This window comes from Micromonospora sp. U21, assembly GCF_018070045.1.
Classification (GTDB): domain Bacteria; phylum Actinomycetota; class Actinomycetes; order Mycobacteriales; family Micromonosporaceae; genus Micromonospora.
In genome coordinates this window covers 109,811-124,603 of the sequence record NZ_JAGPYK010000003.1, presented here as the reverse complement: position 1 = coordinate 124,603, position 14,793 = coordinate 109,811, and the positions used below count along the sequence as shown (strand labels likewise).

General features: G+C 71.0%; 12 protein-coding genes. 9 read left to right on the top strand and 3 right to left on the bottom strand.

The window, feature by feature from the left end; genetic code table 11:
• A complete protein-coding gene (locus KBX63_RS05250) occupies positions 1-897 on the bottom strand; it encodes an ABC transporter permease (RefSeq protein WP_210908781.1) in 897 nt (298 codons plus the stop codon).
• A 217-nt stretch (positions 898-1,114) separates the two neighbouring features.
• Between KBX63_RS05250 and KBX63_RS05245 the strand changes: the two genes are divergently transcribed.
• The gene (locus KBX63_RS05245; RefSeq protein ID WP_210909220.1) at positions 1,115-1,723 is read left to right on the top strand and encodes a TetR/AcrR family transcriptional regulator; all 609 of its coding nucleotides are present in this window, start codon (positions 1,115-1,117) and stop codon (positions 1,721-1,723) included.
• A gap of 63 nt (positions 1,724-1,786) precedes the next feature.
• On the opposite strand, the gene lhgO is transcribed toward KBX63_RS05245, so the two are convergent.
• Positions 1,787-2,983, bottom strand: a complete 1,197-nt coding sequence (lhgO, locus tag KBX63_RS05240; protein WP_210908780.1) for an L-2-hydroxyglutarate oxidase — start codon at positions 2,981-2,983, stop codon at positions 1,787-1,789.
• A gap of 119 nt (positions 2,984-3,102) precedes the next feature.
• On the opposite strand from lhgO, the gene KBX63_RS05235 reads away from it, so the two are divergent.
• The 4 genes from KBX63_RS05235 to KBX63_RS36350 all read left to right on the top strand — a co-directional run bounded on the left by KBX63_RS05235 (position 3,103) and on the right by KBX63_RS36350 (position 6,866).
• Positions 3,103-4,242 carry a DegT/DnrJ/EryC1/StrS aminotransferase family protein gene (locus KBX63_RS05235; protein WP_210908778.1) on the top strand — a complete coding sequence of 380 codons (1,140 nt, stop codon included), beginning with the start codon at positions 3,103-3,105 and terminating at the stop codon, positions 4,240-4,242.
• 26 nt (positions 4,243-4,268) lie between these two features.
• Positions 4,269-5,201 (top strand): NAD-dependent epimerase/dehydratase family protein, encoded by a 933-nt coding sequence (locus KBX63_RS05230; RefSeq protein WP_210908776.1) that lies wholly within the window; start codon positions 4,269-4,271, stop codon positions 5,199-5,201.
• A gap of 71 nt (positions 5,202-5,272) precedes the next feature.
• A complete protein-coding gene (locus KBX63_RS36355; protein WP_307871625.1) occupies positions 5,273-5,665 on the top strand; it encodes an acyltransferase in 393 nt (130 codons plus the stop codon).
• Positions 5,666-5,678: 13 nt separating this feature from the next.
• Positions 5,679-6,866, top strand: coding sequence for a glycosyltransferase family 4 protein (locus KBX63_RS36350; RefSeq protein ID WP_210908772.1), 1,188 nt, complete (start codon positions 5,679-5,681; stop codon positions 6,864-6,866).
• 229 nt (positions 6,867-7,095) lie between these two features.
• Here KBX63_RS36350 and KBX63_RS05215 read toward each other — a convergent pair whose 3' ends face one another.
• On the bottom strand, positions 7,096-8,232 hold the full coding sequence (locus KBX63_RS05215; protein ID WP_307871624.1) for a lysylphosphatidylglycerol synthase domain-containing protein: 1,137 nt from the start codon (positions 8,230-8,232) through the stop codon (positions 7,096-7,098).
• A gap of 213 nt (positions 8,233-8,445) precedes the next feature.
• On the opposite strand from KBX63_RS05215, the gene KBX63_RS05210 reads away from it, so the two are divergent.
• The 4 genes from KBX63_RS05210 (at position 8,446) to KBX63_RS05195 (ending at position 14,734) form a co-directional block, all read left to right on the top strand.
• Positions 8,446-9,546, top strand: coding sequence for a DegT/DnrJ/EryC1/StrS aminotransferase family protein (locus KBX63_RS05210; RefSeq protein WP_210908769.1), 1,101 nt, complete (start codon positions 8,446-8,448; stop codon positions 9,544-9,546).
• On the top strand, positions 9,543-10,508 hold the full coding sequence (locus KBX63_RS05205) for a Gfo/Idh/MocA family protein (RefSeq protein WP_210908767.1): 966 nt from the start codon (positions 9,543-9,545) through the stop codon (positions 10,506-10,508). The genes KBX63_RS05210 and KBX63_RS05205 overlap by 4 nt, the downstream gene beginning before the upstream one ends.
• Before the next feature lie 153 nt (positions 10,509-10,661).
• A complete protein-coding gene (locus KBX63_RS05200) occupies positions 10,662-12,704 on the top strand; it encodes a DUF6077 domain-containing protein (RefSeq protein ID WP_210908765.1) in 2,043 nt (680 codons plus the stop codon).
• Positions 12,705-12,976: 272 nt separating this feature from the next.
• Positions 12,977-14,734 (top strand): CDP-glycerol glycerophosphotransferase family protein, encoded by a 1,758-nt coding sequence (locus KBX63_RS05195; protein ID WP_374102186.1) that lies wholly within the window; start codon positions 12,977-12,979, stop codon positions 14,732-14,734.
• Positions 14,735-14,793 lie beyond the last annotated feature (59 nt).

Here is a 14,793-nt window from a genome sequence, read left to right as displayed (position 1 = left end):
TCAACCACGGCCGTACTCCTGTTCGCCGCGCCAGAAGTAGATGAAGCCGCCGATCCCGCCCACGACCGCCCACGCCGCCCCCACCAGCCAGAGCTGGGTCAGCGACTCGTTGAGCAGGGGCGGCTGCTCCAGCAGCGCGTACCGGGCCAGCTCGATGTAGACCAGCAGCGGGTTGAACTGGACCAGCGTGGTCGCCCAGCCGGGCAGCCGCTCGAAGAGGCTGACGCTGTAGAGGACGCCGGAGCCGTACATCCAGGTGCGCATGATGAACGGCATGACCTGCTTCAGGTCGCTCGCCTTGGCGCCCATCCGGGCCACCAGCAGCACCACGCCGGCGTTGAACACCGCCTGAAGCAGCAGGGCCGGCACCAGCATCAGCCACTTGAGGGTGAGCGGCTCGCCGGTGACCAGCACGATGCCGATCAGCACCACCATCGAGGCGAGCAGCTGCTGGAACTGGGTCACCGTGGTGGACAGCGGCAGGCTGGCCCGGGGGAAGTGCAGGGCTCGGATCAGCCCCAGGTTGCCGCTGATCGACTGGGTGCCGGCCAGCACCGCGCTCTGGGTGAAGTTGAAGATGAACAGGCCGGTGGTCAGGTAACCGATGAAGTTCGGGATGTTCTCGTTCTGTGCCAGCACCACCCCGAAGATCAGGTAGTAGACGGCGGCGTTGGTCAGCGGGGTGAGCACCTGCCAGAGCTGGCCCAGCTTGGCGTTGCTGTACGAGGCGACCAGTTTGGCGTTGGCGTACGCGGCGATGAAGTGCCGGTAGGCCCACAGTCGGCGGCTGTACTCGACGAGGGTGGGCCGCTCACCGGCGACCCGGAGCCCGTGTCGAGCGGCCAGCTGCGCCTGGGTCAGGCCCGTGTCGGGGTCGACCAGCGCGGTGGTGGCCATGGAAATGGCGCTCCGATCTTTCGTGCAGACGGGTTGCTCGCGACGATGGAATCCTAGTGGGAGCTGTGCGCGGAGCGCCGCCTCGTCGCTGCGTGGACAGTAGTCCGAAACACGTCGGGACGCAACCGTACCGTCGTTGCGCTACTCTGGTCGTCGTGACCTGCGAGAAGAGTCCCTGGTGACGACCGAGAAGAGGCGTGCCCCGGCCGGCGCGGCGGTGCTCCGTGGTGAGATCACCACGGCCATCCGGCGCGCGCTGATGCAGGAGCTCGCCGCGGTCGGCTACGGCCGGCTCTCCATCGAGGCGGTGGCCCGCCGGGCCGGCGTCAGCAAGACGGCGGTCTACCGACGGTGGAGTTCCAAGGTCGACCTGGTGCTGGAGATCGTCGCCACCGCGGCGCACGGCAAGCTGCCGGTGCTGGACACCGGCACCCTGCGCGGCGACCTCGCGCTGCTGTTCCAGGCGGTCGCGCACGCGCTGCGGCATCCGCTGGCCTCGCAGATCATCCCCGACCTGCTCGCGGAGGCCGCCCGCAACCCGACCATCGACCAGACCCTGCGTCAGGTGCTGCACGCCCGCCAGCAGGAGGTCGCCGGTCGTCTGGTCACCCGCGCCGTGCAGCGCGGCGAGCTACCTGCCGACACCGACCCGGACGCCGCCGTCGACCTCATCATCGGCCCGCTCTACTGGCGGCTCGCCATCGCCCGCGCTCCGGTCACCGACACCTACCTCGGCACCCTGGTCGAGTCGGTGGCCACCGGGCTCGGTGCCGAACCGGCCGCACCCCGGCCCCGGGGCGCCGTCGCCCCGTCGGCGCGCGCCTGACCGCCCTGCCTGATCTCTCCCCGGCGCAGCCTGGAGGAGATCAGGCAGGGCGGTCAGGCGCTCTCAGCGGGGCGCGTCGACCGGAAGCCGGGAGACGATGTGCCGGGCGATCTCCAGCGAGCTGGTCGCGGCGGGGGAGGGTGCGTTGAGCACGTGCACCTGCCGGTCGGCCTCGACGATCAGGAAGTCGTCCACCAGGCCGCCGTCGGGGAGAATCGCCTGCGCCCGCACGCCGGCGCCGGCCCGGACGATGTCAGCCGGGGTCAGCTCCGGCACCAGCCGGGCCAGACTGTCCGCGAAGCGCTTCTTCGACAGCGACCGGGTCACCTCGGTCAGGCCGTAGCGGTAGTGCCGCCGACCCAGCGCCCAGAGACCGCGGTAGGAGAGTTCGTCCCAGATGTCACGCGGGTTGATCCGGCCCCAGGAGTAGCCCTCGCGGGCGGTGGCCAGCACCGCGTTCGGGCCGGCGTGCACGCTGCCGTCGATCATCTTGGTCAGGTGCACCCCGAGGAAGGGGAACTGCGGGTCCGGCACCGGGTAGATCAACCCCCGCACCAACCCCTGCCGCTGCGGGACCAGCTCGTAGTACTCGCCCCGGAACGGCACGATCCGCACCGGCGTCGGGACGCCCGCCAGCCGGGAGATCCGGTCGGCGTGCAGGCCGGCGCAGTTGATCAGGACGTCCGCGGTCACCTCGCCGCCGGTGGTGGTGACGACCACGCCCTCCGGACGGGTGGCCACCCCGGTGACCTCGGTGCCGGTGCGCAGGTCCGCCCCGCCCGCGGCGAGCAGCTCGGCCAGCTTGCGGCAGACCGCGCCGAAGTCGACGATGCCGGTCGAGGCGACGTGCAGCGCGCCGACGGCCGCCACGTGCGGCTCGTACTCGGCCGCCTCGGCACCCTCGATCAGCCGCGCAGGCAGGCCGTTGGCCACGGCGCGCTGGTGCAGGTCGTGCAGCCGGGGCAGCTCCGCGGTGTCGGTGGCGACGATCAGCTTTCCGCAGATGTCGTGCGCCAGCCCGTGCTCGCGGCAGAACTCGACCATCGAGGCGCTGCCGGCCTTGCAGAGGGTGGCCTTGAGGCTGCCGGGCTTGTAGTAGACGCCGGCATGGATGACGCCCGAGTTGTGACCGGTCTGGTGGGCCGCCCAGCCGGCCTCCTTCTCCAGCACCGTGACCGGGTCGCCGGGCCGGTCGGTCATCAGCCGGTGTGCCACCGCGAGCCCGACGATGCCGCCACCCACCACCACGAACCTGGTCATGTCATCTCCCCTGCCCGACGCCGCAACAGATGGTAACCAAGCCCATCCGCGCGCCCGACTGGCCCACCCCCCATGGGCTTGGCCTAGACTGCTCCGGGTCCATCCTCTCTGGGAGTCACATGTCTGAGGTCATCGCGCTCGGTCAGCCCACGGTCGGCGAGGCCGAACTCGCCGCCATCGCCGAGGTCTTCGCCTCCGGCTGGCTAGCTGGTTCCGGGCCCACCTGCCGTCGTTTCGAGGAGCGTTTCGCCGTCGTCGCCGGCACCCGGCACGCCCTCGCCACCAGCAACTGTGGTTCCGCTCTGCATCTCGCGCTACTCACCCTCGGGGTCAAGCCCGGCGACGAGGTGATCGTCGGCGACTACACCTTCCCGGCCACCGGCCACTCGGTGATGTGGACCGGCGCCACGCCGGTCTTCGCCGACGTGCGGCCGGACACCTGGACGGTCGACCCGGCCGCCGTCGAGGCCGCGATCACGCCCCGTACCGTCGGCATCATCGCCGTCGACGTGTTCGGGCAGCCGGCGGACTACGACGAGCTGCGCGCCATCGCCGACAAGCACGGGCTGTTCCTGGTCGAGGACGCCGCCTGCTCGGCGGGCGCCACCTACAAGGGCCGCCCGGCCGGCAGCCTGGCCGACATCGCCACCTTCAGCTTCCACGGCCGCAAGGGCATCACCGCCGGCGAGGGCGGGGCGTACGTCACCGACCGCGAGGATCTCGCCGCGCACGCCCGCAAGCTGCACACGTACGGGGTGGAGGGAGCGCTCACCCGGGCCGAGCTGTCGCACCTGCCGATCCCGACCTTCACCGAGCTGGGCTACAACTACCGGCTCTCCGACATCTCCGCGGCGATCATGCTCGCCCAGCTCGACCGGCTGCCCGACCTGCTGGCCGCCAAGCGTCGCACCGCCGCCCGCTACGGCGAGCTGCTCAAGGACCACGAGCTGATCACGACGCCCTACGAGGCACCGGACCGCGAGCACCCCTGGCAGTCCTACGTGGTCACGCTGGATTCCTCGGTCGACCGGGGAGCGGTCGCGCTGGCACTGCGCGAGCGCGGGGTGCAGTGCACCTTCGGCACGTACGCCTCGCACGCCCAGCCGCTCTACGGCCAGACCACGCCCTGCCCGGTCTCGGCGGACCTGTTCGTCCGGCACCTGGCCATCCCGATGCACGCCAACCTCACCGACGACCAGGTCGAGACCGTCGCGGCCACGCTGATCGACGTCGTCAACACCGCGGCCACCAGCCGCTGATCCCCCCAGGAAGGACACGCTCCGCCATGTCGAAGCAGACCGTCTTCATCACCGGAGGCGCTGGTTTCATCGGCCTGCACGTGGTACCGATGCTGTTGGAGAAGGGCTACCGGGTCCGCATCTTCGACAACATGACCCGCGGCGACCGGGACCGTATCGCGGAGCTGGTGGCGACCGGCGACGTCGAGCTGATCGAGCAGGACGTCCGCTACGGCGGTGCGGTGCACGCTGCCATGAAGGGCTGCGACTATGCGATCCACCTCGCCGCGGTCTCGATCAACAAGAGCCAGGCCGACCCGCACGAGTCGATCGACATCAACATGGTCGGCAACCACAACGTCTTCGCCGCCGCCGCCGACCACGGCGTCAAGCGCCTGGTCTTCGCGTCGTCGGCCTCGGTCTACGGTGACCCGAAGAAGCTGCCGATGCACGAGGACGACCGGCTCGACCCGCTCACCCCGTACTGCATCTCGAAGCGGGCCGGTGAGGACCTGCTCGGCTTCTACCAGCGCAGCAAGGGCCTGAACTGGGTCGCTCTGCGGTTCTTCAACGTCTACGGCCCGGGCCAGAAGCCGACCGCCTACTACACCTCGGTGATCAACCACTTCGTGAAGCGGTTGAAGACCGGCCAGCCGCCGGTCATCGACGGCAAGGGCGAGCAGTCGATGGACTTCATCCACGTCCACGACATCGCCCGCTCCGTGGTCGCCGCGCTGGAGGCCGAGCAGGGCAACGTGTCGGTCAACATCGGCACCGGCATCGACACCTCGGTGGCCACCCTCGCCGAGATCCTGATCAAGGCCGTCGGCGTCGACGTCGAGCCGCAGTTCAGCCCGCGTGAGGTGCTGGTCAGCCGCCGGGCCGCGGACATCACCCGGGCCCGCGAGGTGCTCGGTTGGGAGCCGACCATCGCCGTCGAGGACGGGATGACCGACCTGATCAAGACCGAGGTGGCGTGACCCAGCCGTCGTCCGCCGGGAGTCCGTCATCGCACGGGCTCCCGGCGAACCCGTACAACCCGCACGCCTGGGTGATCGGCGAGCCGGTGATCGGCGCCGGGACGTGGATCGGTGCCTTCACGGTCATCGACGGTTCCGGCGGGCTGACCATCGGCGCCGGGTGCGACATCAGCTGCGGCGCGCAGATTTACACCCATTCCACCGCCCGGCGTTGCGTATCGGGTCGTGCCTATGCTTCGGTGGACCGGGCGCCGGTGTTGATCGGCGACCGCGTCTTCATCGGGGCGAACGCGACCGTGATGATGGGCGTCACCGTCGGTGACGGTGCGGTCATCGGCGCGGGCGCGGTGGTCACCAGAGACGTGCCACCGGGGGCGGTCGTGACGGGTGTCCCGGCCCGGGTGGTCTCCACAGTCGAGTTGGACGGCGGCGATGTCCGGTTCGTCCCCGTAGCGGAAAGCTAGGAGCCCCCCTCCCGTGCGAATCGCAGTCGTCAACAACTTCTTCCCGCCGCGCGCCGGCGGAAGCTCCCACCTGTCCGAGTCGCTCGCCCGCGGCTACGCCGCCGCCGGGCACGAGGTGCTGGTGCTCACCGCCGCCTACCAGGACGCTCCGGCGGTCGAGGAGCGCGACGGGCTGCGGATCGTCCGTCTGCCGGCGTTCATGCTGCCGGAGACCCGGCTGGCCGTCAGCTTCGACATCTCCTTCACCAGCCGGCCGAGCGTGTTGCGGCGGGTCCGCACCCTGCTCGACGACTTCCGGCCGGACGTCATCCACCAGCACGGGCAGTTCTTCGACCTGACCTGGGCGACCGCGCTGTACGCGCGTAAGCGCCGGGTGCCGACGCTGCTCTCCATCCACACCCGGCTGGAGAACCCGCAGGCCCGGTACGCGAAGGTGTTCCGCGGTCTGGACGCGACCATGGTCAAGCCGTTCATGCGGCGCGCCAAGCCCCGGCTCGTGGTTATGGATGTGCTGATGCAGGAGTACATCGAGTCGCGCTATCGGGGCGCGCACTCCGGTCTGGTGCCGATCCCGGTCGGGGTGGATCCGGACTGGGTGGTCGGCGGCAACGGTCAGCGTGTCCGTGACCGTCACGACCTGGGCAACGCGCCGGTCATTCTGTCGGTGGGCCACGTCATCCCACTGCGGGACCGCGTCGCGCTGGTCGAGGCGCTGCCCGAGGTGCTGGCCACGGTGCCGGACGCGAAGCTGCTCATCTGCGGGCAGGTCTACTACCACCACTTCGCCGAGCGGGCCCGTGCGCTCGGCGTCGAGCACGCCATCATCGCCGCGGGCAAGGTGCCCAAGAGCGAAATCCCGGACTACCTCGCCGCCGCCACTGTGGAGTCGCACGAGCAGGGGCTCGGCCTCGGCACCGCGACGCTGGAGGCGATGGCCGCCGGGGTGCCGGTGGTGGCGCCGGCGCGGGCCGACAACTTCCCCGGCATCGCTCTCCGCGACGGCGACAACGTCCTGCTCTGCCAGCCGGGCGATGTCCAGGGCCTGGCCAAGCGGCTGGTCGCCGCGCTGACCGAGCCGGGTGTGGCCAAGCAGATCGGGGTCAACGGTCAGGCTCTCATCCGCGAGCGGTTCAGCCTGGACCGGGTGCTCCACCGGCACCTCGAGGTGCTCAGCGAGATGGCCGCCTCGCGCCGGCCCTGATCCGGGGCGCGCAACCACGGCACGTCCGGGGGCGTTTGCTGTCGCTCCAGCGGCAGCAAACGCCCCCGAAGCACGTCACACCTACTTCTCAACGTGATACCGCGGAGGCAGATTCATGCCTCCGCGGTATCACACTCGTTCACGTCATCCGCGCGGCTGGACGCCGCGACCCGGCGGCGGTGATCGCCGGGCGGGCGGGAACCGGCCGTGGTGACCGGGCGAGGAACGTTCAGCGGCTGATGACCGCGGTCGCCGGCTCGTCCGTGCCGGAGCGCGGAGCTGGTACCGGGTCCGCGACGACCGCCCGTGCGGGCTCGTCCGAGGCCGGCTCGACGGGGCTCTCGCCGGTGACCTTCCGCAGCTGCCGCATTCCGGAGAGGGCGGCGATGCCGGCGGCGAGCAGGTCGGCCACGGTGAAGATCAGTCGGGAGGCGAGCGCGATCCCGGTCGCCGCGCCGATGCCGCCGGCTCCGGCGAGGAAGGGCGCCATGGTGGCGACCAGCACGGCCTCCCGGACGCCCAGCCCGGAGGGGGAGAGGAAGGCGAACATCCCGACGGTCATCGCGATGGCGAACGATCCGATGCTCCGTAGCAGGCCGCCGACGCCCGGGGCGGCCTGGGCGTTGGCCAGCAGCCACAGGTGCACGCCGAACAGGGTGTAGCCCAGAGCGCTCCACCCGACCACCCGGAGCACGCCGGGCAGGGTGAGCTTGTGCTGCAGCGGCGGCCGGCGCAGCACCTTCAGGACGAGCTGGATGAGCCGGGTCAACACGGCCGGAATGGCGCAGAGCAGCGCGATCGGGAAGAGAACGGCGACGATGTAGAGCGCCACCCGGACCGGCTCGGCGTACTCCGCGCCGGAGTCGGCGGTCGCGTCGAGCAGCGAAGGCAGGCTGAGCAGCCCCACACCGAGCGCGGCGACGACGCCGAGGCCCAGCGCCACGAGCGTGGCCAGGAAGGCCCGGGCCCGCGGCAGGCCGGCGCGCCGGCCCAGCTCCATCTGGAGGACGTAGGCCCAGACGCTCCCCGGGATGTACTTGCCGAGCTGGCCGACCATGCAGATCCGCAGGGCGGCCGGCACGGACACCCGGTGCTCCAGGTCCGCCGCGGCGGCCCGCCAGGCCATCGAGTTGGCGAACATGCCGGCCAGCACCGCCAGCACGGCGAGCACCACCGAGGGCCACGCGAGGTCGAGCCAGGTCTGCCGCACCTGCGGCCACTGGCTGACGACGCTCCAGGTCATGCCGGCCGCGATCGCCCCGATCACCACCACCCGGACGGCCAGCGAGAGCCAGCGGGACTTCGCCGCGGTGGCCCCGGTGGCCGGTGTGGGTACCGTTTCGACCTGCGTCGCGGTGTCTGCCACGGCCGTCCTGTCCTTTGGTCGTCCCGACCCGTCCGGGTCGCCTGCACAATTCGCCGAGACTAGCGCAGTGTGCCGCGTACCACGAACCGAGGTTGACCGCGAGTCGGGACCGGTTCGGCGGTGGGGGATTCGCGTCGCGGTGGTCCAGGTGTGCCGGGCGTCTCCCGCGCTGCTACGGTCTGCACGCTGCCCCATACCTCAAGGAGAGCTGTTGTGATCCCGATTTCCGTCGTCAAGCTGGACGAGGCGGCCGAACGGTTGGCGGTCGAGGTGATCCGCTCGGGTGTCATCGCGCAGGGCCCGATGGTGGCCCGCCTGGAGCGCGAGTTCGCCGACCTGGTCGGCGTCGAGCACGCGGTCGCCGTCAACAACGGCACCACCGCCCTCGTGGCCGCGCTCCAGGTGCTCGACCTGCAGCCCGGCGACGAGGTGGTCACTAGCCCCTTCACCTTCGTCGCGACCCTCAACGCGATCCTCGAGGCGGGCGCCACCGCCCGGTTCGCCGACATTCGCGAGGATGACTTCTGCGTCGACCCGGCGGCGCTCGCCGACGCGATCGGCCCGCGCACCCGGGTGCTGATGCCGGTGCACCTGTACGGCCAGCCCGCCGACATGGACACCATCGGCCCGCTGGCCCAGAAGCGAGGCCTGGGCCTGGTCGAGGACACCGCGCAGTCCCTGGGCGCGACCATCTCCGGCCGCGGCGCCGGCAGCTTCGGTCTCGGCACCTTCTCGCTGTATGCCACCAAGAACCTCACCACCGGTGAGGGCGGCATGATCACCACCAATGACGCGGTGCTCGCCGACCGGTTGCGCGTGCTGCGCAACCAGGGCATGCGGCAGCGCTACCAGTACGAGGTGGCCGGTCACAACTACCGCCTCACCGACCTGCAGGCCGCGCTGGGCATCCCGCAGATCGCCTCGTACGGCGAGAACGTCAAGCGCCGCAAGGACAACGCCGCCCGGCTCTCCGCCGGCCTGGCCGACGTCCCCGGGCTGCGCCTGCCGACCGAGCTGCCCGGCCGGTCGCACGTCTGGCACCAGTACACGGTGCTGGTCACCGACGAGGCGCCGGTGAGCCGCGACGAGGTGATCGCCCGCCTGACCGAGAGCGGCGTGGGCTGCGGCATCTACTACCCGAAGACGGTCTACGACTACGACTGCTACCGGGACCACCCACGGGTGATCGCCGACCCGGCACCGGTGGCCGACCGGGTCGTCCGCCAGTGCGTCTCCCTGCCGGTGCACCAGCACCTCACCGACGGCGACCTCGACCAGGTCGTCGAGGCAGTCCGGAAGGCGGTCGGCGCGTGACCGCCAAGCTGCGTTTCGCCCTGGTCGGCACCGGGGTCATGGGTTCGCTGCACGCCCGGGTGGTCGCCCAGTCCGACCGGGCCGAGCTGGCCCGGGTCATCGAGCCCCGGCGCTCGGTGGGCCAGCAGGCCGCCGAGCGGTACGGGGCCGACTGGTCCGCGGACGCCGACGACCTCTCCGACGTCGACGCGGTGGTGATCGCCGCTCCCACCGAGTTCCACCACGGCCTCGCCGACCAGGTCCTGGCCGCCGACAAGCCGCTGCTGATCGAGAAGCCGGTCTGCGGCAGCCTCGCCGAGACCGAGGAGATCGTCGCGACCTCCGAGAAGCGCGGCGTACCGCTGCTGTGCGGGCTGCTGGAGCGGTTCAACCCGGCGGTGCTGACGGCTCTGGCCCTGGTGCACCGCCCGGTGCACCTGACCGCCACCCGGCACTCGCCGTACGCGCCGCGGATCCGCACCGGGGTCGCCTGGGACCTGCTCATCCACGACGTCGACCTGGCGATCCAGGCATTCGGCGGAGAGGAGCCGGCGGCGGTACGCGGGACCCTGGGTCACTTCCACCCCGACTCGCTCACCGAGGCGGAGGACGTGGCGGAGACCGTGCTGTCGTTCGGCACCGGCGCCCTGGCCAACGTGTCGGCCAGCCGGATCGGGCAGCGCAAGGTGCGAACCCTGGTGATCAGCGAGGTCGACCGGTTGATCGAGGCCGACCTGATCCGCAAGGACGTGACCATCTACCGGCACGTCTCGCTGGACGCCGCCACCCCGGACGGCCGCGGCTACCGGCAGCAGAGCATCATCGAGGTGCCGGAGCTGATCACGAACCGCGAGCCGCTCGCCGCCCAGCTGGACCACTTCCTGGACATCGTCGCCGGCACCGCCGACGCTGACGTCGAGCGGCAGCGGATCCTGCCGGCGCACCGGGTGGTGGGTCGGCTCTTCGCCGACAGCGGCCGCTGACGCGGCATCCCCGCCCGACGGGGATGCTGCGAACGCCGACGCCCAGGTACGCTCCCGTCGTCCGACCGGCGGGGGCGCACCTTAGGGTCGCGAGGACCTAGCCCTGATGAGAAAAGATTAGGAAGCTTCGTGTCGAAGGTCGGTAGTTCCGCTGTGGCAGAGACCGAGCCGGATGTGACCCAGCCGGACCCGCCGCGGCGCGACAGCCTCGCCGGTCGTCTGCGCGTGCTCGTGGCGGCGTCGCCCCGGCTGGTCACCGACGCGGCGGTGATCGCCTTCGCGCTCTTCACGGTGATCTACCACGTCGCGTTCCTGTTCCGCCTCGCCCCGTCGGTGATCTTCCTGATCTGGCTGGTCGGCTGCGTGTTGCTCGCGGGTGTCGCGATCGTGCGGGCGGTCCGCCGGCAGCCCGCACCGGCGCCGGCCGGGACCGAGAGCCCGGCGGACCCCGGCACGGACCGGTCGCGCCGCTGGCCGCTGGTCGCGATCGTCGCCGGGGTCGGCGCGGCGGTCACGGCCGGTGTCGCCGGCGACATGCCGTGGTGGGTGCCCGCCGTCCTGGGTCTGGTCGCCTCCGTCGTGGTCGCGCTGCTGGCCCGGCGGCACTGGCTGACCGGCGCCGGAGCGGAGGCCCCCGCCACCGGCGCCTGGCAGGCCGGCTACGCGCTGCTGATCTCGGTGCTGGTGGCCGTCTCGTCGTTCTTCATGGCCCGCAACTCCAGGGACGACGTCTTCTACGTCGGTAAGTCCGTATGGGTGGCCGACCGCGATCAGATCCCCCTGCGCGACTTCCTCTTCACCGAGGGGGTCGCCCCGGCGCTGACGACCCAACCGCCCATCTCGTCGATCGAAGTCTTCGCCGGCGCGCTCGGGCGGTTCCTCGGTATCCACGGCGCCTCCGCCACCTGGTACGTGCTGCTGCCCGTGCTGGCCGTGCTCGCGGTGCTCGCCCTCTGGCGGCTGGTGCACCGCTGGGCGCCGCGCCGACCGGTTCTCGCCTTCAGCGTCGGCATCGCCTACCTCTACCTCGTGGCCGGTTCGGACGCCGCACTCGGCACCTTCCATCTGCCCCGGCTCTACGAGGGCAAGGGCATGTTCGTCTCCGCGGTCGTTCCGCTGATGTGGGTCTACCTCACCGACTGGTTCGAGTCGCGGTCGCGGTGGCGGCTCTTCCTGGTCTTCGCGCTCTCGATCGTGGCCACCGGGCTCACCTCCACGTCGGCGATCATCCTGCCGATCCTGGTCGGTGGGGCCGCCGCGGCGATGCTGCTGGTCGGGCGCTGGCGGGAGGCGCTCGCCGCGTTCGTCGCCGCTGTGGCATACCCGGTCGGTTCGGTGGTGGTGTCGCGGCTCGTCCTCGGGCCGGTCACCGAGGCCGGCGGGGAGACGCAGTTCTTCGACGCCGAGGGCACCTACCGGCGGACCCTGCTGATCGGGGTGCTGGGTGTGATCGGTGGCCTCGCCCTCTGGTGCGCTCCGATGCTGGTTCGGAGGCGTACCCCGCAGTTGCTCGCGGCGGGCGCCGCTCTGACCATGAGCGTACTGTTCGTCCCCGGCGTACTCGAACTGCTCGGTGACCTGAGCGGGGTCTCCGCGGTGCTCTGGCGGGTGCCCTGGATCCTCGCCCTGCCCGGGCTCGTCGGCATCCTGTGCACCGTGCGGCTGCCCGGGGCCCGGCGGCTCCTTGACGGGTTGGTCGGAGCCGCGACCGCCGCCGCGCTGGTGGCGTCGTTCGCCGTCTGGGGCGCGCCGATGTGGTCGACCGAGAGCTTCGTCGAGGTGCGGCCGCACCCGATCTGGAAGCTGCCCCAGCAGCGCCAGAAAATCGTCTTCTGGATGCAGGGGCTGGACCGTCCGCCGGGCCTGCTGCTCGCTCCCTCGACGCTGATGCGAATCTCGCCGATCGTCAGCAGCCGGCTGCGGGTCGTCATGCCCCGGGACGGTTACCTGATCGAGTACGACCAGAGTTCCGATTTCGTCCAGGACCGGTTCAAGCTTGCGGCGCTGGCCGACGGCCGGCCGGATCTTGCACCGCTGCCGGAACTGAAGGCGGCGGTGGACCGGCTGGACGTGTCCACGATCTGCGTGTACTCGGGCAATCGCGCCGCCCGGGAGACCGCGGTGGAACTCGGGTTCCAGGAGTTCGCGAAGCGGGCAGCTCCGGGGGCGATGCGCTGCTTCCGCCAGCCCGCCTGATCCGGGCCGGGGCATCCCGTCAGGGCCGGCGCCGGTTCCGGGACGTGTGGCCGGGAGGAGGTCGGACGGCCACACGACCGTGTCCGGTCGATTCATCCTCCGACTGATCGACCGATACCCGAACGATGCCCCCCGGTCGCTCTCGCGTTAAGGTCTTGGGCGAGTTGGACCGGTATGACGAACGACGCGGCCCGTCGGGCATTTCGCGTCTCCGTATGACACGACGCCCGCCGGGTGCGGCTCGTCGTCTACGTCGATAGGGAGCGTAGTCCTTGTTCCGCAAGTTGATGGGACCGTCGGGAGTCGCCGCCCGCGGCGCGCTGCTTCTGCTGGCTTACGTGGTGATGCTCGCCGCCGGTGCGCTCGGCTGGGTCGCCGTCTTCACGGTGGCCGGCCTCCTCGCCCTCGGCGGCGAGTACGCGCTCGCCCGGTGGTCGCCCGGCACACACACACTTCTGGAGAAGGTCGGCCTACGCGGGGACTACCGGCAGCTCACCCGGGACCTCGCGGTTGTCCTGCTGGTGGTGGCCACGGTCCGCCCGCGTGCGGCCGAGCTGAGCGTGATTCTCCTGCTGCCGGCCGCGGTCTGGCTCACCGCGGTCCTGGCGGGCGCGCTCAAGACCATGATCGACCGGCGCAACCCGGTCTCGGCGTTGGTGCGCAACATCGACCTCGGGCCGATCGCCGCCGCGCCTCGCCCGCCGGAGTGGACGGCCTGGCTCGCCGGTGACCGGCTGGCCCTGATCAACGTACTGCTGGCACCGGCCGCGGTGGTCGCGGCTGTGCGGGACGACGCCACAGCGGTGTTGATCGCGGGTGGTGTGGCGGTGGCCGCCGCCGCGGTGGTCGGCGGGACGGTGGCGGTGACCTGGCTACGGGGTCGGGGGCGCGGGCAGAGCACCCTGCTGCCCGCCGTGCAGCGCTGGCTGGACAGCTACCGCCCGGAGGTCGCGCTCTACTTCGCGGGCCCGGCCAAGGACGTCTACCAGGCGAACATGTGGCTCGCTCCGACCGAGGCGCTGGAGCAGCGCGCGGTGGTGCTGATGCGTAGCCGGGAGGCGTTCACCGAGCTCGCCGACACTCGACTGCCGGTGATCTGTGTGCCGGCCGGGGTGGACTTCATGAACCTCGAGCTGGGCAGCGTACGCGGGACGCTCTACGCGGCGAACGTCGGCGCGAACATCCACATGCTCCGCGAGCCGGGCATGAAGCACGTCTTCGTCGGGCACGGCGACAGCGACAAGGCGGCCAGCGTCAACCCCTACAGCAAGGTGTACGACGAGGTCTGGGTCGCCGGTCTCGCCGGTCGCGAGCGGTACGCCCGGGCGGGCGTGGGCGTGCTCGACTCCGACATCGTTGAGATCGGGCGTCCGCAGCTCGCTGGCGTGCACACCTTCGGCGCGGAGTCGGTCGATCGGCCCTTCACCGTGCTCTACGCCCCGACGTGGGAAGGGTGGCTGGACGACGACCCGTACCACACCTCGCTCGTGCTGATGGGGGAGCGGATCATCAAGGGTCTGCTGGCGACGAGGCCCGAAGTGCGCATCATCTACAAGCCGCACCCGCTGACCGGCTCCCGTTCCAAGGACGCCAAGGCAGTGCACGAGCGGCTGGTGGAACTCATCCGGGCCGCTGGCGGTGACGCCGACGCGACCTCGTTGGACGGTACCCGGCACCTCGTGGTCACCGGCCGGACGCCGGCGCTGTTCGACTGCTTCAATCAGACTGACCTGCTGATCAGCGACGTCTCCAGTGTGGTCTCGGACTTCGTTCAGAGCGAACGGCCGTACGTGGTGGCCAACCCGGGCGGCCTGCCGGAGGACGAGTTCCGGCGGGAGTACCCGACCGCCCGGGCGGCGTACCTGCTCTGCCGGGACTGCGGCGAGCTGGAGAAGATCGTTGCCGTGACCCGGGCCGACGACGACCCGATGACCGAGGCCCGGCGTGAGCTGAAGACCTACCTGCTCGGTCCGGCCGAGGCGAACTCGATGGACCGGTTCCAGGAGGAGATCTCCCGGCTCTGCCGCTGAACGACCCGACCGACAGGAACGGCGGTGGACGGATGCCTCCCGTCCACCGCCGTTCGTCG

Bases quoted from the DNA above. Each gene is read 5' to 3' on its own strand.
- KBX63_RS05250 (WP_210908781.1), bottom strand. From the start codon at position 897: ATGGCCACCACCGCGCTGGTCGACCCCGACACGGGCCTGACCCAGGCG.
- lhgO (WP_210908780.1), bottom strand. From the start codon at position 2,983: ATGACCAGGTTCGTGGTGGTGGGTGGCGGCATCGTCGGGCTCGCGGTG.
- KBX63_RS05235 (WP_210908778.1), top strand. From the start codon at position 3,103: ATGTCTGAGGTCATCGCGCTCGGTCAGCCCACGGTCGGCGAGGCCGAA.
- KBX63_RS05230 (WP_210908776.1), top strand. From the start codon at position 4,269: ATGTCGAAGCAGACCGTCTTCATCACCGGAGGCGCTGGTTTCATCGGC.